The organism is Streptomyces sp. PTL18 (assembly GCF_059510295.1).
In genome coordinates this window covers 139,029-164,813 of sequence record NZ_JCAJZO010000004.1, presented here as the reverse complement: position 1 = coordinate 164,813, position 25,785 = coordinate 139,029, and the positions used below count along the sequence as shown (strand labels likewise).

Genomic DNA, 25,785 nt, shown 5'->3' with positions numbered 1-25,785 from the left:
GTAAGGGTTACCTAACTTAGCCTTACCTTAGCGGATCGGCCGAGCCGTCGTGGCGGCAGGATTGCGGTGGTAGCGCACATCAATGAAGGAGACTGTCGTGTCGGCGAACAGCTTCGACGCCCGCAGCACGCTGCAGGTGGGCGACGAGTCGTACGAGATCTTCCGGCTGGACAAGGTGGAGGGCTCGGCCCGCCTGCCGTACAGCCTCAAGGTCCTGCTGGAGAACCTGCTCCGCACCGAGGACGGCGCGAACATCACCGCCGACCACATCCGCGCCCTCGGCAACTGGGACTCCCAGGCCCAGCCGTCGCAGGAGATCCAGTTCACGCCGGCCCGCGTGATCATGCAGGACTTCACCGGCGTGCCCTGTGTCGTGGACCTCGCCACCATGCGCGAGGCCGTCAAGGAGCTGGGCGGCGACCCGGCGAAGATCAACCCGCTGGCGCCGGCCGAACTGGTCATCGACCACTCCGTCATCGCCGACAAGTTCGGCACCAACGACGCCTTCAAGCAGAACGTCGAGCTGGAGTACGGCCGCAACAAGGAGCGCTACCAGTTCCTGCGCTGGGGCCAGACCGCCTTCGACGAGTTCAAGGTCGTACCGCCGGGTACCGGCATCGTCCACCAGGTCAACATCGAGCACCTGGCCCGCGTCGTGATGGTCCGCGACGGCAAGGCCTACCCGGACACCCTGGTCGGCACCGACTCGCACACCACCATGGTCAACGGCCTCGGCGTTCTCGGCTGGGGCGTCGGCGGCATCGAGGCCGAGGCCGCGATGCTCGGTCAGCCGGTCTCCATGCTCATCCCGCGCGTCGTCGGCTTCAAGCTCACCGGTGAGCTGCAGCCCGGCACCACCGCCACCGACCTGGTGCTCACCATCACCGAGATGCTCCGCAAGCACGGTGTGGTCGGCAAGTTCGTCGAGTTCTACGGCGAGGGCGTCGCCGCCACCTCGCTGGCCAACCGCGCCACCATCGGCAACATGTCGCCGGAGTTCGGCTCCACCGCCGCGATCTTCCCCGTGGACGACGAGACCCTGAACTACCTGCGTCTGACCGGCCGTTCGGACCAGCAGGTCGCGCTGGTCGAGGCCTACGCCAAGGAGCAGGGCCTCTGGCTGGACCCGAAGGCCGAGCCGGACTTCTCCGAGAAGCTCGAGCTTGACCTGTCCACGGTCGTCCCGTCCATCGCCGGCCCGAAGCGCCCGCAGGACCGCATCGTCCTCGCGAACGCCGCAGAGCAGTTCAAGCAGGACGTCCGCAACTACGTCGACATCGTGGACGAGGCGGGCCAGGAGTCCTTCCCGGCCTCCGACGCCCCGGCCGTCGCCCCCAACGGCGCCCCGTCGAACCCCGTCCCGGTCACCGCCCCCGACGGCACCACGTACGAGCTGGACCACGGCGCCGTCACCGTCGCCGCCATCACCTCCTGCACCAACACCTCGAACCCGTACGTGATGGTCGCCGCCGCCCTGGTGGCCAAGAAGGCGGTCGAGAAGGGCCTGACCCGCAAGCCGTGGGTCAAGACCACCCTCGCCCCGGGTTCGAAGGTGGTGACGGACTACTTCGACAAGGCCGGGCTGACCCCGTACCTGGACAAGGTCGGCTTCAACCTGGTCGGTTACGGCTGCACCACCTGCATCGGCAACTCCGGCCCGCTGCCGGAGGAGGTCTCCAAGGCCGTCAACGAGCACGACCTCGCGGTCACCTCGGTCCTCTCCGGCAACCGGAACTTCGAGGGCCGTATCAACCCCGACGTCAAGATGAACTACCTGGCGTCCCCGCCGCTGGTCGTCGCCTACGCCATCGCCGGCTCCATGAAGGTGGACATCACCAGGGAGGCGCTCGGCACCGACCAGGACGGGAACCCGGTCCACCTGAAGGACATCTGGCCGAGCGAGGCCGAGGTCAACGACGTCGTCGCCAACGCCATCGGCGAGGACATGTTCTCCAAGTCCTACAGCGACGTCTTCGCCGGCGACGCCCAGTGGCAGTCCCTGCCCGTCCCGACCGGCAACACCTTCGAGTGGGACCCGGAGTCCACCTACGTCCGCAAGCCCCCGTACTTCGAGGGCATGGGCATGGAGCCCGCCCCGGTCGAGGACATCACCGGCGCCCGGGTCCTGGCCAAGCTGGGCGACTCGGTCACCACCGACCACATCTCCCCGGCCGGTGCGATCAAGGCCGACACCCCGGCCGGCCAGTACCTCACCGAGCACGGTGTGGAGCGCCGCGACTTCAACTCCTACGGCTCCCGCCGAGGCAACCACGAGGTCATGATCCGCGGTACGTTCGCCAACATCCGCCTGCGCAACCAGATCGCGCCGGGCACCGAGGGCGGCTACACGCGTGACTTCACGCAGGAGGGCGGCCCGGTCTCCTTCATCTACGACGCCTCGCAGAACTACCAGGCCGCCGGCATCCCGCTGGTCGTCCTGGCCGGCAAGGAGTACGGCTCCGGCTCGTCCCGCGACTGGGCGGCCAAGGGCACCGCGCTCCTCGGCGTCAAGGCCGTCATCGCCGAGTCCTACGAGCGCATCCACCGCTCGAACCTCATCGGCATGGGCGTCCTGCCGCTGCAGTTCCCGGAGGGCGCCTCGGCCGAGTCGCTCGGCCTGACCGGCGAGGAGACCTTCTCCATCGCCGGCGTGACCGAGCTGAACGAGGGCACCACGCCGCGCACGGTCAAGGTCGCCACCGACACGGGCGTCGAGTTCGACGCGGTCGTCCGCATCGACACCCCCGGTGAGGCCGACTACTACCGCAACGGCGGCATCATGCAGTACGTCCTGCGCAGCCTGATCCGCAAGTAGGCGACTGCGGCACGGCAGCCGAGGGCCGCGTCCCCGCCCGGGGATGCGGCCCTCGGCCGTCTGCCGACCGCCGCCCGGACGGGACCGCGGCCCGAACGGGAACATCGCCGGTGCTCAGCGCGGACACGGGGTCCCCTCAGCGGGCCGGGACGGGAGCGCGACATGTCCGGCACCACTGCTTCCCCCGGCAGCCGCGTCCCCGTTCCGACCGTCGGCGAGCGGCCCGGCCGTCTCGCGCCGCCGTCCACGGCCGCTGCGAAGGCGCGGAGATGAACGCCGGGCGCCCGAGGCTGCCCGCCGCGTTCGCTCCACGCCCGGCTGCTGCTGGGCACCGGCGCCGTGCTCACCGTGCTCGCCGGGAGCGGGTGCGCCGCAGCGAGGAGCGCATGCGCCGCTTTCTCGCCGACGCCGGCCACGAACTGCGGGCGGTTCTAGACCCACCCCACCACCAGCGCCACCGCGAACGGCGCCGGCACCAGGGTCGTCATACCGAGCCACAGGTGCAGCGGTCGGCCCTCCTGCCACGGCATGAGGACGTCCACCACCAGCACCATCCCGAGGACGAACGCCCCGCCCAGCACCGCGCCGAGCGTCATACCGACGGTCTGGTCCGGTGCCGTGCCACTGCAGCCGAAGCCGGTGACGCAGTGAAGCAGCACATACCTGTTCAGCAGCCACCGGACGCACACGCCCGGGACGATCGCCGGCACGCCGATCAGGAGGTTCGCCACCGCAGCCGCCCACCAGGAGCCGGCGGTGGCCTTCTCGCGGCCACCGTCCGCACCGGAACCGTGCACAACCCGCCCTTCTCCCCGGTCATCGTTCGTACAGGTAGATGACCACGAGAGCACTCGGGTTGCCCCGCGCGCCCGCGAGTGCGGCCAACACCGCTCCCACGAGTGACGGTTCGGCGGGCGGGGACTGTCGGCTCAGGGCGGACCGGGTGGCGGAGGTGCGTGCCACCCGGTCCGCGAGCCGGCCCGGCCCGGGGGGTGAAGGCCGGACCGGGGTCCGATGGCCTGTGGTCACCGCGGAGGAGACAACGTTGTCGACGTGCGCTGTCGAATAATCTGCCCATGACTTTACTGCCGTTGCAGACAACGATGTCAAGGGTGCCCAAGCGGGTTCACCCGTAAGGGGACACGCCGCCGCTCCGGCCCCGCCGTTCGGTGTGCGTCAGGCCAGCAGCTCCACCTCCGCCAGCCTCGACTCCGTCGCGAACGCCAGGCGGTAGTGCGCATACGTACCGGGATGCGGGACGGAGAACACCCTCGTCTGCCGGTCCCAGGTGAAGGACTCACCCGACCGCTGGTCCAGGCGCGTCCATCGGGTGCCGTCCTCGGAGGCTTCCAGGGTCCACCCCGTGGGGGCCGAGGCGCGGTCCGCCGGGGACGTCAGCGTGTACTGCACCGCCTTGGTGGCGCCCGTGACCGGCAGGTCCACACTCGTCACGGCCGCCTCCGTCGCCGAGGTGTCGTCGAAGAGCGGACCGTCGCCCTTGAGGACGTCCCCGCGCGGCGCGGGCACCTTGTCGTCCTGGGTGACGGACACCGGTGCGGCGTTCTTCCCCGTGCCCCAGTCCGAGGGCCGCGGACCCATGTCGAACTCCAGCACGCCGCCCCGGGAGAGCAGGGAATGCGGCAGCGCCGTCGACGTCCACTCCTTGCCGTCGACCCTCAGGCCCTGGACGTAGACGTTCCGCGCGCTGTTCGCCGGGGCCTTGATCACCAGGTCCCTGCCGTTCTCCAGGTGCACGGTCGCCTTGGTGAACAGCGGGGATCCGACGGCGTACTCGCCGCTGCCCATCACCAGCGGGTAGAAGCCCAGCGCCGAGAAGACGTACCAGCCGGACTGCTCGCCGTTGTCCTCGTCGCCGTGGTACCCCTGCCCGATCTCGCTGCCGATGTACAGGCGGGAGAGCACCTCGCGGACCTTCGCCTGCGCCTTCCACGGCTGACCCGCCGCGTCGTACATGTAGATCACGTGGTGTGCGGGCTGGTTGGAGTGCCCGTACATCCCCATCCGGACGTCACGGGCTTCCGTCATCTCGTGGATGACACTGCCGTAGGAGCCCACGAACTCGGGGGAGGCCGTCTCCGGGGTCGCGAAGTACTCGTCCAGCTTGTCGGCCAGCTTCGCCCGGCCGCCGTAGAGGTTCGCAAGACCCCGGCTGTCCTGCGGGACGGCGAAGGCGAAACCCCAGCCGTTGGTCTCGGTGTAGTCGTAGCCCCACACGCGCGGGTCGTACCTGGACGGGTCCAGCCGCCAGGCGCCCCGGGCGTCACGGCCCTGGAAGAAGCCCACCCTGGAGTCGAAGAGGCCGACGTAGTCCCGGGCGCGGTTCAGGAAGTAGGCCGACTCCTCCTTGTACCGCTGCCTGCCGGTCTTCTCGTACAGCGCCCGGCCCATTCTGGCGATGCCGTAGTCGTTGATGTAACCGTCCATCGCCCACGACAGGCCCTCGCGGGTGGCGGTGCTGGTGTAGCCGAGGAAGGGTGAGGTCGCCATGCCCTTGCGGCCCACGCCGGACGACGGCGGCAGGACCGTCGCGTTCTTCACCGCCGCGTCGTAGGCGGCCTCGGCGTCGAACTTCACGCCCTTCACATACGCGTCCGCGAACGCCACGTCCGACGAGGTGCCCGTCATCAGGTCCGCGTAGCCGGGGGAGGACCAGCGGGAGGTCCAGCCACCGTCCTTGTACTGCTGCACGAAGCCGTCGACCAGCTCGCCCGCCTGATGTGGTGTCAGCAACGCGTACGCCGGCCAGGTCGTCCGGTAGGTGTCCCAGAAGCCGTTGTTGACGTACACCTTGCCGTCGACGATCTTCGCCCCGGTGCGTGTGGGTGTGTCCGGGCCCGTCATCGGGGAGAACGGGGACGCGTACCGGTAGGCCGAGCCCACCTTCTCGAAGCCCGAGTTGGGGTAGAGATACAGCCGGTACATCGAGGAGTACAGCGTCGTCAACTGGTCCGCGCTCGCGCCCTCGACCTCGATGGTGCCGAGCAGCCGGTCCCAGGTCCGTTGGGCACGTACCCTGACGTCGTCGAACGACGTGCCGTCCGGGACCTCCTGGCGCAGATTGTCCTTCGCCTGGTCGACGCTGATCAGGGAGGTGGCGAGGCGGAGCGTCACCGTGTGGTCGGCGCCCGCCCTGAAGCGCAGATAGCCCTTCACTCCGGCGGTCGCCCCGTCTGTCACCGGCGCGTCGAACACTCCGTAGACGAACAGGCGGGTCGCCCCCGTCGACAGCCCGGACTTCACGTCCGAGAAGCCGGTCACGACTCCGTTCTCCTTGTCGAGGGTGAGCCCCGCCTGCTCGGTCACGTTGTCGAAGACGACACTCGCGTCGTCGCCGGGGTAGGTGAACCGCAGCACGGCGGCGTGGTCCGTCGGCGTCATCTCCGCCTTGAGACCGTTCTGGAAGGTCACCCCGTAGTAGTAGGGGCGCGCGATCTCGTTGTCGTGCCGGAACGGCAGTGCGCGCGCGGTGCGCCCGGTGTCCGGAGTACCGGAGGCGACTGACGGCATCACCTGGAACGTCTGCCGGTCACCCATCCACGGGCTCGGCTCATGGCTCGCGCTGAAGGCCTGGATCGTGGGTAGATTGTCGGAGTTGTTGGCCCGCGCGTAGTCGTACAACCAGCTCAGCGAGCCGGCGTTGGTCACCGGTGTCCAGAAGTTGAAGCCGTGCGGAAGGGCCGTCGCCGGGAAGTCGTTGCCCCGGGAGAAGGAGCTGCTGGAGTTGGTGCCGCGGGTGGTCACCGCGTAGTCGGACAGGTGTGCCCGGGGCTTGTCCGGGGGCGCGGGCTTCACCGCGAGGTCGTCCAGCCAGCCCCGGAACTTCGCGGGACCCTTCGGCGAGTCGTACCCCACCAGGATTCGGTCGACGGTCCTGCCGGCCGCCACCGACCCGATCCGCGAGACCACGTTGTTCCACTGGTTGACGTAGAGCGCCTTGGCCGCGCCCTGCCCCGCGGGGCTCAGCGGGAAGCCGTGCTGGTCGAGTGCGCCCAGATCGCTGAGGTAGGTGCCGTCGGTGAAGGCCAGGTCGACCGAGACGTCGGTGGCGTCGTAGTCCCGGTCGCCGTCCGCCATCGCCGGGAAGATCCGGTACGACAACTGCGTGTCCCGCTCGACGCGGAGGTTCACGTCGAAGATCTTGTTGTACGAGTACGCCCGCCCGTCAGCGGTGTGCCTCCCCGCGTAGCGCAGTGCCCGCCTGCCCGTGAAGCCCGCGCCCGCCTTGGCGGTGGGGGAGCCGAGCGGGCCGCGGTCCACCAGTGTGCGCATGTCCCTCGGCGTGGGATCGGAGCTGCCGCCGGTGGAGAACTGCACATCGGCGAGCTGCAGCACGCCGCCGCTGTGGTTCCTGGTGATGTCCAGCCGGAAGTGCGCGTACCCGGCCGGCTCGGCGAGATCGTAGGACCTGGTCTGGAAGCGCTGGTCGAACGACTCACCGGAGCGGGTGTCCAGCGTCCTCCAGTTCTTGCCGTCGGTTGACCCCTCAAGGGTCCAGTCGGCAGGGTCCCGCTCGGCGTGGTCGTTGGCCGAGGTCAGCGCGTACGTCGCCACCTTGACCGGCTCGTCCAGGTCGAACTCCACCCAGCCTCTTGGCGCGAACGTCAGCCACTTCGTGTCCGGCACGCCGTCGATCAGGTTGTCCGCGGCCTCGCCGCCGTCCGTGTTCTCCGCGTCGGCCCGGACATCGGTCACCTCATCGGTCACATTGCCCGGAATGCCCGCGGTGTATCCTCCGTCCACACCGGACGCCCGCTTGGTGCCGTCCGCCGTCGTGTCCACGGTGTTCAACCACGTCGGGGCCGGATCCCCCGGTTCGAAGGAGGAAGCGAAGTCGCGGTCTGCGGCCGACGCTTCGCCGGGCAGGGCCACGGCCGTGCCCTGCGCCGCCACCAGCAACGCGAAGGCGGCCGTTGCCACGACCGCCGTAGGAGCCCATCTGTGCCGAGATCTGTGCTGCATGCGCGAGCACCCTCCCTGCGCCTGTTGAGGAATGGACAACGTTGTCACTTTGCCTGCGCAAGGATTAGTAGGTCGTCAAGTGAGCAGTGATGTCAAGGGCGTTGGCTGTGGCATTCGGGCTCAATGCGACGGGTATCGGGTTCGAAGACCGTACGAGCGCACTGTATTTCCACGAGGTCTCAACTCGGAAAAGCACGGCGCCAACCTTGCCTGCGATATTGCTCCGCCGATGGAGAGTGGACTATACCTGTCGGCGTCCGGGCGGCCGTCACGCGGACCGTCCCACCGAGTCGCTCATGCACGACCCCAGCTTCACCATCACCGCGGTGCCGGGGAGGAGCCGGTGCACCGCCTGAGTCCTGGAGAAGGCGAGGACTTGAGCATGGGATCCACTTCCGGCGAGCACACCACCCCCGAACACATCGGCACCACCCCCGAACACATCGGCACCACCCCCGAAGGCGTCGGCCGCCGGGACCTGGTCAAGCGCTCCCTCGCGTGGGGCCTGGTCTCCGTCCCCGCCGTGAGTTTCCTGTCCGCCTGCGCCAGCAGCGGGGGCGGCGGCCAGGAGAAGGCGAAGACGGGAAAGAAGACCAGGCAGAACCCGCTCGGCGTCAACGACACGGCGCAGATGGAGTTCGTGCTCTTCGACGGCGGCTTCGGCAAGGAGTACGCCGAGGACGCGGTCAAGATCTACCAGAAGGACTTCCCGAAGGCGAAGGTGAAGTTCTCCGCCACCCAGAAGATCCAGTCAACCCTGCAGCCGCGCTTCAACCAGGGGAACCCGCCCGACCTCATCGACAACTCCGGTGCCGAGCAGATGGACATGGGCGTCCTCGTCAGCCGCAACCAGCTCGCCGACCTCACCCCGCTCCTCGACGCCCCCTCCTTCGACGACCCGTCGAAGAAGGTCCGCGACACACTGCGCCCCGGCATCGTCGAGATGGGCCAGTTCGACGGCAATCCCGTGTGGATCCTGTACTACGCCTACACGGTCTACGGCGTCTGGTACTCGCAGAAGCTCCTCGACTCGCTCGACGAGAAGTACCCCGAGACCTGGGACGAGATGCTCAAGGTCTGCGAGAAGGCCAAGAAGAAGGGTGTCGCGGGCTGGACCTACGCCGGCAAGTACCCGTACTACATCCCCTTCTCGCTGTATCCGATGATCGGCAAGGTCGGTGGCCGGGAGGTCCTCGACGCCATCGACAACCTGGAGCCGAACGCCTGGAGGCACCCGGCCGTCAAGGCCTGTTTCGAGGCGTACTACGAGCTCTACAAGAAGGGCTACGTCCTCAGGGGCACACCGGGCCTCGACCACATCCAGTCGCAGACCGCCTGGGCCCAGGGCAAGGCGCTGTTCATCCCGAACGGCTCCTGGGTGGAGAACGAGTCGGCCAACGTGATCCCGGGCGACTTCGGTCTCGCCGTCTCCGCGCCCTCCGGCATCGACTCCTCCGACAAGCTGCCCTTCGGCACCATCTGGGCCTCCGGCGGCGAGCCCTTCGTCGTTCCGGCCAAGGCCCGCAACCCCGAGGGCGGCATGGAGCAGCTGCGCATCATGCTCGGCGAGGCGTCCTCGAAGAACTTCACCACCAAGGTGAAGTCGCTGACGGCGTTCAACGGCGGTACCACCGGCATCAGCCTCACCTCGGGCCTGAAGTCGGGTGTGGCGGCGCTGGAGAAGGCCGGCAGCAACGTCCTGAACCCGCGGCTGCAGGACTGGTACGTGCAGCTGCAGAAGGAGAAGATCGGTGTGTCCGGTCTCGGCGAGATGATGGCGGGCCGTATCACCCCGGCCGAGGCCATCAAGCGGATCCAGGGCTTCGCCGACGAGACCGCGAAGGACACGTCGATCAAGCACTACAAGCACCAGTGAGTCGGTAGCCATGCATCACGGCAAGTACCGGTTCATCGTGGGGTTCCTGACGGTTCCCCTCGGTCTGTACGCGCTCTTCGTCGTCTGGCCGTTCATCCAGTCCGTCTACTACTCCTTCACGGACTGGACCGGCCTGAGCCCCGAGTTCAGGATGGTGGGCTTCGACAACTACCGGAGGTTGCTCGATGACGACATCTTCTGGAAGTCGCTGTGGCACAGTCTGCTGTTCGCGCTGGTGCTGCCGCCGGTGACGATCGGTCTCGCGCTGTTCCTCGCGTTCATGATCAACGCGGGAGGGCGGCGGCGGAAGGGCGGCCCGGTGATCTCCGGGGTCCGCGGCTCGTCCTTCTACAAGATCGTCTACTTCTTCCCCCAGGTGCTCTCCATCGCGATCGTCGCCTTGCTGTTCGCTTTCGCATACAACCCGGACAGCGGCGCCGTCAACTCCCTGCTGCGCGGTATCGGGCTCGGCGGCGTCCAGCCGCTGTGGCTCGGTGATCCGGACCTCGCCCTGTGGTGTGTGATGGCGGTCCTCGTCTGGTCCACGGTCGGCTTCTTCGTGGTCCTGTTCTCCGCGGGCATGGCCTCCATTCCGGCGGACCTGTACGAGGCGGCGCTCCTGGACGGGGCCGGCCGTGCCACCACCTTCTTCCGGATCACCCTGCCGCTGCTGTGGGACACCGTGCAGTCCGGCTGGGTGTACATGGGCATCCTCGCCCTGGGCGCCGAGTCGTTCGCGGTCGTCCAGATCATGACGACCGGGCCGGGCGGGCCGGACTACTCGACCACCGTCCTGGTGCTCTACGTCTACCAGAAGGCCTTCCGTGACGGTCAGGCCGCCTACGCGACCACGATCGGTGTCGCCCTGCTCGTCGTCACGCTGCTGTTCGCGGCGGTCGTGATGCGGCTGGGCCGCCGCGAGCGGCTGGAGTACTGACCATGGAGACCACCGAGACCCCCGCCCCGGTCCCGGCCGAGCCGAAGGCCCCCACCGGCCGGGAGGACACCCCGGCGGGCGGGCCGCTCCGGGGGAGGCGGGAGGGCACCGTCCTCAACGCCTTCTCGCACGGCATGCTGGTCCTGTGGGCGTTCATGGTGGTCATGCCGCTGCTGTGGGCGGTGATGACCTCCTTCAAGGACGACCGCTCGATCTTCGACTCGCCCTGGTCGCTGCCGGACAGGCTGCACTTCGAGAACTGGGCGCGGGCCTGGACCGACGCCAACATGAGCGACTACTTCCTGAACACCGTCCTGGTGGTCGGCGGTTCGCTCGTCGGCACCCTGGTGCTCGGCTCGATGGCGGCGTACGTCCTCGCCCGCTTCGACTTCCCGGGCAACCGGTTCATCTACTACCTGTTCATCGGCGGCATGAGCTTCCCGGTCATGCTCGCGCTGGTCCCGCTGTTCTACGTCGTGAACAACATGGGACTGCTGAACACGATCCACGGGCTGATCCTCGTCTACATCGCCTACTCTCTGCCCTTCACGGTGTTCTTCCTGACCGCGTTCTTCCGCTCGCTGCCCACCTCGGTGGCCGAGGCCGCGTTCGTGGACGGGGCCTCGCACAGCCGCACCTTCTTCCAGATCATGCTGCCGATGGCCAAGCCGGGCCTGATCAGCGTGGGGATCTTCAATTTCCTGGGCCAGTGGAACCAGTACATGCTCCCGACGGTCCTGAACACCGACCCCGACAAGCGCGTCCTCACCCAGGGGCTGGTCCAGCTCGCCGCCAGCCAGGGATACAGGGGCGACTGGTCCGGTCTCTTCGCGGGCCTGGTGATGGCGATGCTTCCGGTCCTCGCGGCCTACATCGTCTTCCAGCGGCAGGTGGTGCAGGGCCTGACGGCCGGTGCGCTGAAGTAGTGATCGATTCCGTCCGCCGAGACCGGCCGGCGTCCGCCCTGTGAACCGGGGAAGGCGCCGGGGTGTCCGTACGTCCCCACTTTTTGATCTCTCACGATTTCCGTCAAGGACTTGACTGCGGTAACCCGTTCGGCGGAGCTTGGAGTTCACAACTTGTACGTGACCCGGATCCGCTGCCGGCTCCGGGTCACAGGGGCGGGCCGTGGCCGCCGCGCTGAGGGCAGGAGTGGATGAGTCGATGGAGACTCCGGGATCGCAGTCGTCGCTGCATCGGGCAAATCTGGAACGCGTCGTCCGGGCGGTGCGCCTTGCCGGGTCGCTGACGCAGGCCGAAATCGCGAGGACGACGGGTCTGTCCGCGGCGACCGTCTCCAATATCGTTCGGGAGCTGAAGGACGGCGGAACCGTCGAGGTCACGCCGACATCGGCGGGTGGCCGCAGGGCCCGCAGCGTCTCCCTCAGCGGTGACGCCGGCATCGTCATCGGCATCGATTTCGGGCACACCCATTTGCGCGTCGCGATCGGGAACCTCGCCCATCAGGTGCTCGCCGAGGAGTCCGAGCCCCTGGATGTGGACGCCTCCGCGGCACAGGGCTTCGACCGGGCGGAAGAGCTGGTCAGCAGGCTGATCGACGCCACCGGAGTGAGCCGGTCCAAGATCGCGGGAGTGGGCGTCGGCGTGCCCGGCCCCATCGACGTCGAGTCGGGCACGCTCGGCTCCACGGCCATCCTGCCGGGCTGGACCGGTACCAGGCCCGCCGAGGAGCTGCGGGGGCGGCTCGGCGTGCCGGTGCACGTGGACAACGACGCCAACCTCGGCGCCCTCGGCGAGCTGGTCTGGGGCAGTGGCCGGGGGGTCAAGGACCTGGCGTACATCAAGGTGGCGAGCGGTGTCGGCGCCGGACTGGTGATCGACGGCAAGATCTACCGCGGGCCCGGCGGCACGGCGGGAGAAATCGGTCATATCACTCTTGATGAATCCGGTCCCGTCTGCCGCTGCGGCAACCGGGGCTGCCTGGAGACCTTCGCGTCGGCGCGGTACGTGCTGCCGCTGCTCCAGCCCAGCCACGGCGCGGATCTCACCATGGAGGGCGTGGTGAGACTGGCGCGGGACGGTGATCCGGGCTGCCGCCGGGTGATCGCCGATGTCGGCCGCCACATCGGCAGCGGAGTGGCCAACCTGTGCAACCTGCTGAACCCCAGCCGCGTGGTCCTCGGCGGCGATCTCGCCGAGGCCGGCGAGCTGGTGCTGGGGCCCATCAGGGAGTCCGTCGGCCGCTACGCCATCCCCAGTGCGGCACGCCATCTGTCGGTGCTGCCGGGAGCCCTCGGAGGGCGCGCGGAGGTGCTCGGGGCACTGGCTCTCGCGCTCAGCGAGATGGGTGATTCGACCCTGTTGGACGGTGCGCCGACGGCGGCCGCACCCGCCTTCATTTAGAAAACACATGACGCCGTTGCCATCTCGTTAAGTATTTACTTCTTGACGTCGCACGTGTGGACGAGTTGACTTCCAGCCACCTCGGCCGCAGCGCTGCGGCCCTGTCAGGGAGGCACCCCCAAATGAACGCAACGATGCGTAGAGTCGTGATCGGCACCGCCGCGGTCTCCATGGCCGTGACGCTGGCTGCCTGCGGCAAGGCCGGCGACAAGAAGAGCGACTCCGGTAGCGGCAGCGGTAGCGGCTCGGGCAGCAAGACCATCGGTCTGCTGCTCCCCGACAGCGTCACCGCCCGCTACGAGAAGTTCGACAAGCCCTTCTTCGAGGCCAAGGTCAAGGAGCTGTGCTCGGACTGCAACGTCGAGTACGCGAACGCGGCCGGCGACGCTGCCAAGCAGGCCCAGCAGGTCAGCAGCATGATCACCAAGGGTGTCAAGGTCATCGTGGTCAGCGCCCAGGACTCTGCCGCCATCAAGTCCTCCATCCAGACCGCCGTGAACAAGGGCATCAAGGTCGTCGCCTACGACCGCCTCGCCCAGGGCCCGGTCTCCGCGTACGTCTCCTTCGACAACGTCAAGGTGGGCGAGCTCCAGGGTCAGGCGCTGCTCGACGCGCTCGGCTCCAAGGCGAACAAGCAGTCGAAGGTCGTCATGATCAACGGTGACGACGCCGACCCGAACGCCGGGCAGTTCAAGCAGGGCGCCCACAAGGCCCTCGACGGCAAGGTCGACATCGCCTACGAGCAGTCCGGCCTGTGGAAGGACACCGTCGCCGCGCAGAAGATGTCGGCGGCCATCACCCAGCTGGGTGCCAAGAACATCGCGGGCGTCTACTCCGCCAACGACGGCATGGCCGGCGGTATCGCCACCACCCTGAAGGGCGCCGGTATCAGCGGCATCCCGCTGACCGGTCAGGACGCCGAACTCGCGGGCATACAGCGCATCGTCGCGGGCACCCAGTCCAGCACCGTGTACAAGGCCTTCAAGCCGGAGGCGGACGCGGCCGCCCAGCTCGCGGTGGACCTGCTGCAGGGCAAGGACATCAAGTCCCTCGCCAACGAGACGCTGACCAGCGGCTCCGGCGACAAGGTGCCCTCGCAGCTGCTGACCCCGGTGTCGGTCACCAAGGCCAACATCAAGGACACGGTGATCAAGGACAAGCTCTACACGGTCCAGGACATCTGCACCGCCGAGTTCGCCAAGGCCTGCAAGGCCGCCGGCCTCCAGTAGGCCCTCGGGTCGAAGACCCCCCCCGCGGCCCCGCGAAGCCTCCGCCGACGCCCGCCCCGGCTCTCCAACCCCGCTGCCGGGCGGGCGTCGGACGGAAACCACCGTTGCCAAGGGCAGCGGGTTCGCGCATGTTCATCTTGTAAACCGTGCCTTGTGCACGCCCCTCCGCGCCCTACCCCAAGCGCGGCATCCCCGCCGGTCAGGCGGCGAAGGAGATGGTTCACGTGTCCGCTACGCCCGTGCTGGCGTTGCGCGGAGTATCCAAGCGATTCGGTGCGGTCCAGGCCCTCACCGATGTCGATCTGGAGGTCCACGCCGGAGAAGTGGTCGCCCTGGTGGGCGACAACGGCGCAGGAAAGTCGACCCTGGTCAAGACGATCGCGGGTGTCCACCCCATCGATGAGGGCGTCATCGAGTGGGACGGCAAGCCGGTCAGCATCACCAAGCCGCACGACGCCCAGGGACTCGGTGTCGCGACGGTCTACCAGGACCTCGCCCTGTGCGACAACCTCGACGTGGTCGGCAATCTCTACCTCGGGCGGGAACTCCTGCACCGGGGCGTCATCGACGAGGTGACGATGGAGAAGAACGCCCGGGAACTGCTGAGCACCCTCTCGATCCGCATCCCCAGCGTGCGCATCCCGATCGCGAGCCTCTCCGGCGGTCAGCGCCAGGTCGTCGCGATCGCCCGCGCCCTGATCGGTGACCCGAAGGTCGTCATACTGGACGAGCCCACCGCCGCCCTCGGCGTCGAGCAGACCGCCCAGGTCCTGGACCTGGTGGAGCGGCTGCGCGACCGGAACCTCGGCGTCATCCTCATCAGCCACAACATGGCCGACGTGAAGGCGGTCGCGGACACCGTCGCCGTCCTGCGTCTGGGCAAGAACAACGGATCCTTCTCCGTGAAGGACACCAGCCACGAAGAGATCATCGCCGCGATCACGGGTGCGACGGACAACGCCGTCACCCGTCGTGCGGGGCGTCGCACCGCGGAGGCGGCCAAGTGAGCGACACGTCCAAGACCGTGAAGAGCGACCCCACGACGATCGAGGCGTCGGAGACCGTGTCCAAGACGACGGTGGCTCAGGCCGACGACCCGACCGCCGCGCCGGTCGCCGTCGTCGACCCGCGCCTGCTGGTCCGCGAAGAGGGCCTCAAGGGCTACATCACCGAGTTCAAGCGCAAGGTGAAGGGCGGTGAGCTGGGCTCCCTGCCGGTCGTCATCGGTCTGATCGTCATCTGGACGATCTTCCAGCTCCAGAACAGCCGCTTCCTCAGCGCCGACAACCTCTCCAACATCAGCTACTTCCTCTCGGCCACCGGCATGCTCGCCATCGGCCTGGTGTTCGTGCTGCTGCTGGGTGAGATCGACCTGTCCGTCGGTTCGGTCAGCGGCCTCGCGTCCACGGTGTTCGCGGTCTTCGTGACCAACCACGGCATGAACATGTGGCTGGCCCTGTTCCTGACCATCCTGACCGGCGTCGGCATCGGTGCGCTGCACGGCTGGTTCTTCGCCAGGATCGGCGTGCCCGCGTTCGTCGTGACCCTGGCCGGCTTCCTCGGCTGGAACGGTCTGATGCTGTGGCTGCTGGGCTCCAGCGGCACCATCAACATCCCGGCCGACTCGGGCCCGGTGCACCTGCTCGGCCAGAACTCCTTCTTCATGGACCAGCAGATCATCGGCGCCTATCTCCTGGCCGGCCTCGGTGTCGTCCTGACACTGGTGGGATCGCTCAACGACCAGCGGCGCCGCCGCGCGGCCGGGGTGCCCTTCCGGCCCACCAGCGAGATCCTGCTGCGGGTCGGCGCGCTCGCCGTGGCGTCCTTCACCGGCGCGGCCGTACTGAACAACTCCGCGGGTGTCTCGAACGCCCTGGTGATCTTCCTCGCGGCGCTGGTGATCGTCGACTTCGTGCTGCGCCGCACCACCTACGGCCGCAAGGTCTTCGCGGTCGGCGGCGGCATCGAGGCCGCCCGCAGGGCCGGTATCAACGTGCCGCTGGTCCGCATCACCGTGTTCGCCATCTCCGGCGGGTTCGCGGCGCTCGGCGGCATGTTCTTCGCCGGTCAGACCGCGAGCGCGACGCTGAACGCCGGTGGCGGCAACACGCTGATGCTGGCCATCGCGGCCGCGGTCATCGGCGGCACCAGCCTCTTCGGCGGTCGGGGCAACGTGTGGTCCGCGCTGCTGGGCATGCTGGTCATCCAGTCGATCCAGACCGGTCTGGACCTGCTCAACATGAACACGTCCATCCAGTACATGATCACCGGCGCGGTGCTCCTGGGCGCCGTGGTGATCGACTCGGTGTCCCGCAAGAGCCAGAAGGCCTCGGGGCGCGCGTAAACGCCCCACGGGAGCGCCTTGGGGGTGGCCACCCCCGAGCCCCCGTCACGGGACCGCGGCAGCGCACTTCGTGACGGACATCGCAGAGACACTGTGCCCGGCGCCAACGGCGGCGCCGGGCACAGTCCTGTCCTCCGGGCCCCGTGTTTGGGCGGACACGTCGGGGGGATCCGTGGGCCCATCGGTGATCCTCGCAGGGGGAACATTAGACTCGACAGGCCCGGCGAACGCTCGACACAGCTCTACTGCAAGGAGGCACGGGTGCCGCTGCTGACCCGCATCAGGGGACCGCGCGATCTGGACCGGCTCAGCCTGGAGGAGCTGGACCAGCTGGCAGAGGAGATCCGGACCTTCCTCGTCGACGCGGTCTCCAAGACCGGCGGCCACCTCGGTCCCAACCTCGGTGTGGTCGAGCTCACCATCGCCCTGCACCGCGTCTTCGACTCACCCAGGGACAAGGTGCTCTGGGACACCGGCCACCAGGCCTACGTCCACAAGCTGCTCACCGGCCGTCAGGACTTCTCCGGGCTGCGCAGCAAGGGCGGACTGTCCGGCTACCCCTCGCGCGCCGAGTCCGAGCACGACGTCATCGAGAACTCGCACGCCTCCACCGTCCTCGGCTGGGCCGACGGCCTGGCCAAGGCCGACCAGCTGCTGAAGCGGGACAGCCACGTCGTGGCCGTCATCGGTGACGGCGCCCTCACCGGCGGCATGGCCTGGGAGGCGCTGAACAACATCGCCGACGCCAAGGACCGCCCGCTGGTCATCGTCGTCAACGACAACGAGCGCTCCTACGCGCCCACCATCGGCGGCCTCGCCAACCACCTGGCCACCCTGCGCACCACCGACGGCTACGAGAAGTTCCTGGCCCGCACCAAGGAGGTCCTGGAGCGCACCCCCGTCGTCGGCAAGCCGCTCTACGAGACCCTGCACGGGGCCAAGAAGGGCCTGAAGGACTTCATCGCCCCGCAGGGCATGTTCGAGGACCTGGGCCTGAAGTACGTCGGCCCGATCGACGGCCACGACATCGAGGCCCTGGAGTCCGCCCTGGCCCGCGCCAAGCGGTTCGGCGGCCCGGTCATCGTGCACTGCCTCACCGAGAAGGGCCGCGGCTACCGGCCCGCCGAGCAGGACGAGGCCGACCGCTTCCACGGCATCGGCCCCATCCACCCCGACACCGGTCTGCCCATCAAGGCGGCCGCCGCCAGCTGGACCTCCGTCTTCGGCGACGAGATGGTCCGGCTCGGCCGGGAGCGCGACGACATCGTCGCCATCACGGCCGCGATGCTGCAGCCGGTGGGCCTGAAGAAGTTCGCGGACGCCTTCCCGAACCGGATCTTCGACGTCGGCATCGCCGAGCAGCACGGCGCGGTCTCCGCGGCCGGCCTCGCCACCGGCGGCCTGCACCCCGTCTTCGCGGTGTACGCGACCTTCCTCAACCGCGCCTTCGACCAGGTGCTCATGGACGTCGCCCTGCACAGGTGCGGTGTGACGTTCGTGCTCGACCGGGCGGGCATCACGGGCGACGACGGCGCCTCCCACAACGGCATGTGGGACATGTCGATGCTCCAGGTGGTGCCGGGCCTCAGGATCGCCGCGCCGCGCGACGCCGAGCAGCTGCGGGCCCAGCTGCGCGAGGCCGTCGACGTGGACGACGCGCCGACCGTGCTGCGCTACTCCAAGGGCGTCGTCGGCCCGGCCGTCCCCGCCGTCGGCACGGTCGGCGGCATGGACGTGCTGCGCAAGGCCGAGGCTCCCGTGCCGGACGTCCTGCTGGTCTCCGTCGGCGCGCTCGCTCCCATGTGCCTGGAGATCGCCGACCTCCTCGACAAGCAGGGCATCTCCACCACCGTCGTCGACCCCCGCTGGGTCAAGCCCGTCGACGAGGCGCTCGCCCCGCTCGCCGAGCGGCACCGGGTGGTCGTCACCGTCGAGGACAACTCCCGCGCCGGCGGTGTGGGTTCGGCCGTCGCCCAGGCGCTGCGGGACGCGGGCGTGGACGTGCTGCTGCGTGACTTCGGCGTCCCGCCGCGCTTCCTCGACCACGCCTCCCGCAAGGAGGTCCTCGCGGAAATCGGCCTGACCGCGCCGGACATCGCCCGCCAGGTCACCGGGCTGGTCGCCAAGCTCGACGGCCGGTTCGACCGCACGGGCGCCGCGCAGCCGGTGGACTCGGTGGAGCCCGCCCGCGACTGACCCGACCCGCCGCACGCGCCCGGGCCGGTTTCTCCATTCGTTACGGTGGCGAAACCGGCCCGTTTGCGTGAACCTGCCCGTGCCGGGGCACACGGAGTACGCCCCCTCTCGATCATGTCGGGGGACGGTGAGCGCGGGAGGTACGCCATGAGCAGCACCCTCTTCCGGACGAAGAACGTCGAGCAGTCGATCCGGGACACCGAGGAGCCGGAGCACGCGCTCAAGAAGACCCTGTCCGCCCTGGACCTGACCGTGTTCGGCGTCGGGGTCATCATCGGCACGGGCATCTTCGTGCTCACCGGAAAGGTCGCCAAGCAGAACGCGGGCCCCGCCGTCTCCCTGTCCTTCGTCGTGGCCGGCGTCGTCTGCGCGCTCGCCGCGCTCTGCTACGCGGAGTTCGCCTCCACGGTGCCGGTCGCCGGATCCGCGTACACGTTCTCCTACGCCACGCTCGGCGAACTGCCCGCCTGGACCATCGGCTGGGACCTGGTCCTGGAGTTCGCCCTCGGCACGGCGGTGGTCGCCGTCGGCTGGTCCGGGTACATCCGCTCACTGCTCGACAACGCGGGCTGGCACCTGCCCGCCCATCTCGGCGGACGGGAGGGGGCGCACGGGTTCGGCTTCGACATCCTCGCCGCCGCGCTGGTCCTCGTCCTCACCGCGATCCTCGTCCTCGGGATGAAGCTGTCGGCCCGCGTCACCCAGCTCGTCGTCGCCATCAAGGTGACCGTGGTGCTGATCGTCATCGTCGGGGGCGCCTTCTTCGTCACCAGCGCCAACTACAAGCCGTTCGTGCCCAAGCCCGAGGCCGTGCCGCCGGGCAGCAGTCTCAAGGCCCCGCTCATCCAGCTGCTGGTCGGCTGGGCACCGTCCAACTTCGGGGTGATGGGCATCTTCACCGCCGCGTCCGTGGTGTTCTTCGCCTTCATCGGCTTCGACATCGTCGCGACCACCGCCGAGGAGACCCGCAACCCGCAGCGGGACATGCCACGCGGCATCCTCGGCTCCCTGCTCATCTGCACCGCCCTGTACGTGGGGGTGTCGATCGTCGTCACCGGCATGGAGCACTACAGCAGGCTGTCCGTGGACGCCCCGCTCGCCGACGCGTTCAAGGCCATCGGGCACCCCTGGTTCGCGGGCGTGATCAGCTTCGGTGCCGCCGTCGGCCTGACCACCGTCTGTCTGATCCTGCTCCTCGGCCAGAGCCGGGTCTTCTTCGCGATGAGCCGCGACGGGCTGCTGCCCCGTTTCTTCTCCCGCGTCCACCCGCGCTTCAAGACCCCGCACCGGCCGACCATCCTGCTCGGCGTGGTCATCGCCGTCGTCGCCGGCTTCACGAGCCTGAGCGAACTGGCCGAACTGGTCAACATCGGCACGCTGTTCGCGTTCGTCGTCGTCGCGATCGGCGTGGTCGTCCTCCGCCGCACCCGCCCCGACCTGCCTCGCGCCTTCCGTACCCCGTTCGTCCCGGTGGTGCCGATCGTGTCGGTGTGCGCGTCCATGTGGCTGATGCTCAACCTGCCCGCCGAGACCTGGCTGCGGTTCGCGATCTGGCTGCTCATCGGGTTCGTCGTGTACTTCCTCTACGGCCGCTCGCACAGCCGTGTGGGCCGCGGGGAGCAGCCCACCGCCGACGGGGTGACGGGCCCGCCCGGCGGCGACACGGCCTGATCCCGGCGGCGGACGGCGGCTCTCAGCGCACCGTGCGCGGGCCCGTCACCTCCGCCCCCAGATCCGTCACCCGGCGCCGCAGCTCCCGGTCCGCCGTGACGACCAGGACCGGGCGGTCCCCGGCCCCGGCGACCAGCTCGACGATACGGTCGTCGCCGCTGCCGGGCGCCGCGTCCACCCGGATGCCGGGCACGGGTTCCACGCCGCGCGCCGCGCCCTCCAGCACCAGCACCAGCTCCAGGGGCCCGGGAAACCCGGGCAGCCCGTCGGCGGCGTACGGCACGAGACGGTCCCGCAGCCGGTCAGCGGCGCCCCGCCGGTCCCGCCACCAGCCGTCGGGCACCGACCCGACGACGTTCGCGCCATCGACGATCACCAGCAGCGGGACACTCATGCCCCCAGCGTCGCACGCCTCCTGCTCGCAGGACGAGGCGGCGCCCACGACGGGACAGGGCCTCCGCCTCGGGCGGAGGCCCTGTCACCGTGCCACGGCCGTTACGCCGGAACCGACGCCACGCCCGGCTCGAGGAACCTCTTGCCGTTCACGCGCTCCGAGACGCCCTCGCGGTCCAGGTACGGCGTGATGCCGCCCAGGTGGAAGGGCCAGCCGGCGCCCGTGATCAGGCACAGGTCGATGTCCTGGGCCTCGGCGACGACGCCCTCTTCGAGCATCAGTCCGATCTCCTGCGCCACCGCGTCCAGGACGCGGGCGCGGACCTGCTCCTCCGTCAGGACGGTGTCGCCCTGCTTCAGCAGCGCGGCGACCTCCGGGTCCAGCTCCGGCTTGCCGCTGTCGTAGACGTAGAAGCCGCGCTTGCCCGCCCCGACGACCGCCTTCAGGTTGGGGGAGACCTTGAAGCGGTCCGGGAACGCCCCGTTGAGGGTCTCCGAGACGTGCAGGCCGATCGCCGGGCCGACGAGCTCCAGCAGGACCAGCGGCGACATCGGCAGACCCAGCGGCTCCACCGCCTTCTCCGCCACCTCGACGGGGGTGCCCTCGTCGATGACGTTCTGGATCTCGCCCATGAAGCGGGTGAGGATGCGGTTCACGACGAACGCCGGGGCGTCCTTGACCAGGACCGCCGTCTTCTTCAGCTTCTTGGCCACCGCGAAGGCGGTCGCCAGCGAGGCGTCGTCCGTCTTCTCGCCGCGGACGATCTCCAGGAGCGGCAGGACCGCCACCGGGTTGAAGAAGTGGAAGCCGACGACCCGCTCCGGGTGCTTCAGCTTCGACGCCATCTCCGACACGGAGAGGGAGGAGGTGTTGGTCGCCAGGATCGCGTGCTCGGGCGCGACCGCCTCTACCTCCGCGAACACCTGCTGCTTGACGCCCATCTCCTCGAACACGGCCTCGATGACGAAGTCCGCGTCCGCGAAGCCCTCGGCCTTGTCCAGGACACCGGACACCAGCGCCTTGAGGCGGTTGGCCTTGTCCTGGTGGATCCGGCCCTTGCCGAGCAGCTTGTCGATCTCGGAGTGGACGTAGGCCACACCCTTGTCGATGCGCTCCTGGTCGATGTCCGTCAGGACGACCGGAACCTCCAGGCGGCGCAGGAAGAGCAGGGCGAGCTGCGAGGCCATCAGACCGGCGCCGACGACACCGACCTTGGTGACCGGACGTGCCAGGTTCTTGTCGGGGGCGCCCGCCGGGCGCTTGCCGCGCTTCTGGACGAGGTTGAACGCGTAGATGCCGGCGCGCAGTTCGCCGCCCATGATCAGGTCCGCGAGGGCCTGGTCCTCGGCGTCGTAGCCCTGCTGCAGGTCGCCGTTCTTCGCGGCGGCGATGATGTCCAGGGCGCGGTAGGCGGCCGGGGCGGCGCCGTGCACCTTGCCGTCGGCGATGAACCGGCCGCGCGCGACGGCCTGGTCCCAGGCCTCGCCGCGGTCGATCACGGGACGGTCGACGACGATCTCGCCCTTGAGGACCGAGGCGGTCCAGATCAGCGACTGCTCCAGGAAGTCGGCGCCCTCGAAGACGGCGTCGGCGATGCCGAGGTCGTAGACCTGCCGGCCCTTGAGCTGCTTGTTCTGGTTGAGGGAGTTCTCGATGACGACCGACACGGCCTTGTCGGCGCCGATCAGGTTCGGCAGCAGGGTGCAGCCGCCCCAGCCGGGGACGAGGCCCAGGAAGACCTCGGGGAGGGAGAACGCGGGGAGGGCCGCGGACACCGTGCGGTAGGTGCAGTGCAGGCCGACCTCGACGCCGCCGCCCATCGCCGCGCCGTTGTAGTACGCGAACGTCGGGACGGCCAGCTTGGACAGCCGCTTGAAGACCTCGTGGCCGCCCTTGCCGATGGCCAGCGCGTCCTCGTGCCGCTTCAGCAGCTCGACGCCCTTCAGGTCGGCGCCGACCGCGAAGATGAACGGCTTGCCGGTGATGCCGACGCCGACGATCTCGCCGTTCGCGGCCTCCTTCTCGACCTGGTCGATCGCGGTGTTGAGGTTCGCGAGCGAGGCCGGACCGAACGTGGTCGGCTTGGTGTGGTCGAAGCCGTTGTCCAGCGTGACCAGGGCGAAACGGCCGGCACCCAGCGGCAGGTCGAAGTGGCGTACGTGCGCCTGCGTGACGACCTCGTCCGGGAACAGCTCGGCCGCGCCCTTCAACAGCTCAGCGGTGGTGCTCACTTGTCGCCTCCGTCGAAGTGCGGGTTCTCCCAGATGACCGTCGCGCCCATGCCGAAGCCGACGCACATGGTGGTGAGGCCGTAGCGGACCTCGGGCTGCTCCTCGAACTGGCGGGCGAGCTGCGTCATCAGCCGGACGCCGGAGGAGGCCAGCGGGTGACCGAAGGCGATCGCGCCGCCGTACTGGTTGACGCGCTCGTCGTCGTCCGCGATGCCGTAGTGGTCGAGGAAGGCCAGGACCTGGACGGCGAAGGCCTCGTTGATCTCGAACAGGCCGATGTCGGAGATCGTGAGGCCCGCCTTGGCGAGGGCCTTCTCCGTCGCCGGGATCGGGCCGTACCCCATGACCTCCGGCTCGACGCCCACGAAGGCGTAGGAGACCAGACGCATCTTGACCGGCAGGTTGTTCTCGCGGGCGAAGTCCTCGGACGCGATGATCGAGGCGGTGGCGCCGTCGTTCAGACCGGCCGCGTTGCCCGCGGTGACCCGGCCGTGGACGCGGAACGGCGTCTTCAGGCCCGCCAGGTTCTCCAGCGTGGTGCCCGGACGCATCGGCTCGTCGGCCGTGACCAGGCCCCAACCGGTCTCGCCGCCCTCGGGGCTCGTACGGCGCACCGAGATCGGCACCAGGTCCTGCTGGATCCTGCCGTTGGCGTACGCCTTCGCGGCCTTCTCCTGGGAGCGCACGGCGTATTCGTCGGCGCGCAGCTTGGTGATGTGCGGGTAGCGGTCGTGGAGGTTCTCCGCGGTCATGCCCATGAACAGCGCGGACTCGTCGACCAGCTTCTCGCTCACGAACCGCGGGTTCGGGTCGACGCCCTCGCCCATCGGGTGGCGGCCCATGTGCTCCACACCACCGGCGATGACGGCGTCGTACGCACCGAACGCGATCGAGCCGGCCGTGGTCGTCACGGCCGTCATCGCGCCCGCGCACATGCGGTCGATGGAGTAGCCGGGGACCGACTGGGGGAGACCGGCCAGGATGCCCGCGGTGCGGCCGAGGGTCAGGCCCTGGTCGCCGATCTGCGTGGTCGCGGCGATGGCGACCTCGTCGATCTTCTTCGGGTCCAGACCCGGGTTGCGGCGCAGCAGCTCCCGGATCGCCTTCACGACGAGGTCGTCGGCACGGGTCTCGTGGTAGATGCCCTTCGGGCCCGCCTTGCCGAACGGGGTGCGGACGCCGTCGACGAAGACGACGTCCCTGATGGTACGAGGCACGATGGCTCTCCTCCAGGGTGCGGGATGGCACTGCTGCGACACGCTGAGCGCGCGCTCAGCACCATGCTACTTGTGGGTAACCAAGCTGCCCAGTCCCGCACGCCCAAGCGGTGAAGGTCACACCTTCGGCGCAGGCCGGTGAGGGGCCGCCCCCCTCACCGGCCGGAGAACCCGTCGGTCTCGCCTACGGTGACTGTGCCTCCTGCACGGACAGCGCCTTCACCAGCACCGGAGTGACCTGCTCGACCTGCCAGGCCCTCGCCCCGTACCCGGCGAGCGCGGAGGCGACGGTCTGCGCGTCCACCGGCTTCGGCGGCTCCCAGCAGACCCTCCGCACGGTGTCCGGACTGATCAGGTTCTCCTGAGGCATGTCGACCTGCTCGGCCAAGGCCGACACCGCGGCCCGGGCGGCGGAGAGCCGGGCGGCCGCCGCCGGATCCTTGTCGGCCCAGGCGCGCGGGGGCGGCGGACCCGTCACCGGCTGTCCCGGGTGCGGCAACTCCGCCTCCGGCAGCGCCCTGGCACGGTCGATCGCGGCCTGCCACTGCTCCAGCTGGCGCCGCCCCGTGCGGTGCCCGAAGCCGTTCAGCGCGGCCAGGGCGTGCACGTTCGGCGGCAGGGCGAGGGCCGCCTCGATGATCGCGGCATCGCCGAGCACCTTGCCGGGCGAGACGTCCCGGCGCTGCGCGATGCGGTCCCGGGTCTGCCACAGCTCCCGGACGACCGCCATCTGCCGGCGGCGGCGCACCTTGTGCATCCCGGACGTACGGCGCCAGGGGTCCTTGCGCGGCTCGGGCGGCGGCGCGGAGGCGATCGCGTCGAACTCCTGCCGGGCCCACTCGAGCTTGCCCTGCTCCTCCAGCTCCTTCTCCAGGGCGTCCCGCAGGTCCACGAGCAGTTCCACGTCGAGGGCGGCGTAGCGCAGCCAGGGCTCGGGCAGAGGACGCGTCGACCAGTCGACGGCGGAGTGGCCCTTCTCCAGGATGAAGCTGAGGACGCTCTCCACCATGGCGCCCAGGCCCACCCGCGGGAACCCGGCGAGACGCCCGGCCAGCTCGGTGTCGAACAGGCGGGTGGGCACCATGCCTATCTCGCGCAGGCAGGGCAGGTCCTGGGTGGCGGCGTGCAGCACCCATTCGGCGTCGGAGATCGCCTCGCCCAGGGCCGACAGGTCGGGGCAGGCCACCGGGTCGATCAGCGCGGTGCCCGCGCCCTCGCGGCGCAGCTGCACGAGGTAGGCGCGCTGGCCGTACCGGTAGCCGGAGGCGCGCTCGGCGTCGACGGCGACCGGGCCGGTGCCGCCGGCGAAGGCGGCGACCACCTCGGCGAGGGAGGTCTCGTCGGTGATCACCGGCGGAATGCCGTCGCGCGGCTCGAGCAACAGGATCGGCGCCGTTTCGACGTCGTCCGGAGGAGCGCCTCCGGTGGTTCGCAGTGGGCTGTCTGCTGCGGTCTCTTGGGCGTCGGTCACCTGTCAAGGGTATCTGTGTGTCGACTACGCCCGCCGACGGAACGTTCCGTCGACGGGCGA

At 69.2% G+C, this 25,785-nt stretch carries 16 protein-coding genes; 10 read left to right on the top strand and 6 right to left on the bottom strand.

The window, feature by feature from the left end; genetic code table 11:
* Window positions 1-97 precede the first annotated feature (97 nt).
* The gene (gene acnA / locus AC5WS8_RS09765; protein WP_496102923.1) at window positions 98-2,815 is read left to right on the top strand and encodes an aconitate hydratase AcnA; all 2,718 of its coding nucleotides are present in this window, start codon (window positions 98-100) and stop codon (window positions 2,813-2,815) included.
* Between the two features lie 431 nt (window positions 2,816-3,246).
* Here acnA and AC5WS8_RS09760 read toward each other — a convergent pair whose 3' ends face one another.
* Both AC5WS8_RS09760 and AC5WS8_RS09755 read right to left on the bottom strand, forming a co-directional pair.
* Window positions 3,247-3,612: a hypothetical protein gene (locus tag AC5WS8_RS09760; protein WP_496102922.1), complete on the bottom strand. Its 366-nt coding sequence runs from the start codon at window positions 3,610-3,612 to the stop codon at window positions 3,247-3,249.
* A 379-nt stretch (window positions 3,613-3,991) separates the two neighbouring features.
* A complete protein-coding gene (locus AC5WS8_RS09755) occupies window positions 3,992-7,795 on the bottom strand; it encodes a GH92 family glycosyl hydrolase (RefSeq protein WP_496102921.1) in 3,804 nt (1,267 codons plus the stop codon).
* 382 nt (window positions 7,796-8,177) lie between these two features.
* On the opposite strand from AC5WS8_RS09755, the gene ngcE reads away from it, so the two are divergent.
* The 9 genes from ngcE (at window position 8,178) to AC5WS8_RS09710 (ending at window position 20,412) form a co-directional block, all read left to right on the top strand.
* Window positions 8,178-9,671 (top strand): N-acetylglucosamine/diacetylchitobiose ABC transporter substrate-binding protein, encoded by a 1,494-nt coding sequence (gene ngcE / locus AC5WS8_RS09750; RefSeq protein WP_496102920.1) that lies wholly within the window; start codon window positions 8,178-8,180, stop codon window positions 9,669-9,671.
* Window positions 9,672-9,681: 10 nt separating this feature from the next.
* Window positions 9,682-10,608, top strand: coding sequence for a carbohydrate ABC transporter permease (locus AC5WS8_RS09745; RefSeq protein ID WP_496102919.1), 927 nt, complete (start codon window positions 9,682-9,684; stop codon window positions 10,606-10,608).
* A 2-nt stretch (window positions 10,609-10,610) separates the two neighbouring features.
* The gene (locus tag AC5WS8_RS09740; protein ID WP_496102918.1) at window positions 10,611-11,534 is read left to right on the top strand and encodes a carbohydrate ABC transporter permease; all 924 of its coding nucleotides are present in this window, start codon (window positions 10,611-10,613) and stop codon (window positions 11,532-11,534) included.
* A gap of 238 nt (window positions 11,535-11,772) precedes the next feature.
* Window positions 11,773-12,972, top strand: a complete 1,200-nt coding sequence (locus AC5WS8_RS09735) for an ROK family transcriptional regulator (protein ID WP_496102917.1) — start codon at window positions 11,773-11,775, stop codon at window positions 12,970-12,972.
* Window positions 12,973-13,094: 122 nt separating this feature from the next.
* A complete protein-coding gene (locus AC5WS8_RS09730; RefSeq protein WP_496102916.1) occupies window positions 13,095-14,201 on the top strand; it encodes a sugar ABC transporter substrate-binding protein in 1,107 nt (368 codons plus the stop codon).
* A gap of 215 nt (window positions 14,202-14,416) precedes the next feature.
* Entirely contained in the window at window positions 14,417-15,208 is a 792-nt protein-coding gene (locus AC5WS8_RS09725) for an ATP-binding cassette domain-containing protein (RefSeq protein WP_496103150.1), read from the top strand.
* A complete protein-coding gene (locus AC5WS8_RS09720) occupies window positions 15,205-16,545 on the top strand; it encodes a sugar ABC transporter permease (RefSeq protein ID WP_496102915.1) in 1,341 nt (446 codons plus the stop codon). The genes AC5WS8_RS09725 and AC5WS8_RS09720 overlap by 4 nt, the downstream gene beginning before the upstream one ends.
* Window positions 16,546-16,806: 261 nt before the next feature.
* Entirely contained in the window at window positions 16,807-18,741 is a 1,935-nt protein-coding gene (gene dxs, locus AC5WS8_RS09715) for a 1-deoxy-D-xylulose-5-phosphate synthase (protein WP_496102914.1), read from the top strand.
* A 147-nt stretch (window positions 18,742-18,888) separates the two neighbouring features.
* Window positions 18,889-20,412 (top strand): amino acid permease, encoded by a 1,524-nt coding sequence (locus AC5WS8_RS09710; RefSeq protein WP_496102913.1) that lies wholly within the window; start codon window positions 18,889-18,891, stop codon window positions 20,410-20,412.
* Between the two features lie 22 nt (window positions 20,413-20,434).
* On the opposite strand, the gene AC5WS8_RS09705 is transcribed toward AC5WS8_RS09710, so the two are convergent.
* The 4 genes from AC5WS8_RS09705 to AC5WS8_RS09690 all read right to left on the bottom strand — a co-directional run bounded on the left by AC5WS8_RS09705 (window position 20,435) and on the right by AC5WS8_RS09690 (window position 25,725).
* On the bottom strand, window positions 20,435-20,806 hold the full coding sequence (locus AC5WS8_RS09705; protein WP_496102912.1) for a PIN domain-containing protein: 372 nt from the start codon (window positions 20,804-20,806) through the stop codon (window positions 20,435-20,437).
* Between the two features lie 101 nt (window positions 20,807-20,907).
* Complete coding sequence (locus AC5WS8_RS09700) at window positions 20,908-23,037, bottom strand: 3-hydroxyacyl-CoA dehydrogenase NAD-binding domain-containing protein (protein ID WP_496102911.1); 2,130 nt, start codon at window positions 23,035-23,037, stop codon at window positions 20,908-20,910.
* On the bottom strand, window positions 23,034-24,254 hold the full coding sequence (locus tag AC5WS8_RS09695; protein WP_496102910.1) for a thiolase family protein: 1,221 nt from the start codon (window positions 24,252-24,254) through the stop codon (window positions 23,034-23,036). Before AC5WS8_RS09695 ends, AC5WS8_RS09700 begins: the two co-directional genes overlap by 4 nt.
* Before the next feature lie 184 nt (window positions 24,255-24,438).
* Window positions 24,439-25,725, bottom strand: a complete 1,287-nt coding sequence (locus AC5WS8_RS09690; RefSeq protein ID WP_496102909.1) for an HRDC domain-containing protein — start codon at window positions 25,723-25,725, stop codon at window positions 24,439-24,441.
* Window positions 25,726-25,785 lie beyond the last annotated feature (60 nt).

Excerpts from the sequence above, each read along its gene's own strand:
- AC5WS8_RS09730 (WP_496102916.1), top strand. The coding sequence starts at position 13,095 with ATGAACGCAACGATGCGTAGAGTCGTGATCGGCACCGCCGCGGTCTCC.
- AC5WS8_RS09735 (WP_496102917.1), top strand. The coding sequence starts at position 11,773 with ATGGAGACTCCGGGATCGCAGTCGTCGCTGCATCGGGCAAATCTGGAA.
- AC5WS8_RS09755 (WP_496102921.1), bottom strand. The coding sequence starts at position 7,795 with ATGCAGCACAGATCTCGGCACAGATGGGCTCCTACGGCGGTCGTGGCA.
- ngcE (WP_496102920.1), top strand. The coding sequence starts at position 8,178 with ATGGGATCCACTTCCGGCGAGCACACCACCCCCGAACACATCGGCACC.
- AC5WS8_RS09705 (WP_496102912.1), bottom strand. The coding sequence starts at position 20,806 with ATGAGTGTCCCGCTGCTGGTGATCGTCGATGGCGCGAACGTCGTCGGG.
- AC5WS8_RS09725 (WP_496103150.1), top strand. The coding sequence starts at position 14,417 with ATGGTTCACGTGTCCGCTACGCCCGTGCTGGCGTTGCGCGGAGTATCC.
- AC5WS8_RS09740 (WP_496102918.1), top strand. The coding sequence starts at position 10,611 with ATGGAGACCACCGAGACCCCCGCCCCGGTCCCGGCCGAGCCGAAGGCC.
- AC5WS8_RS09710 (WP_496102913.1), top strand. The coding sequence starts at position 18,889 with ATGAGCAGCACCCTCTTCCGGACGAAGAACGTCGAGCAGTCGATCCGG.
- AC5WS8_RS09745 (WP_496102919.1), top strand. The coding sequence starts at position 9,682 with ATGCATCACGGCAAGTACCGGTTCATCGTGGGGTTCCTGACGGTTCCC.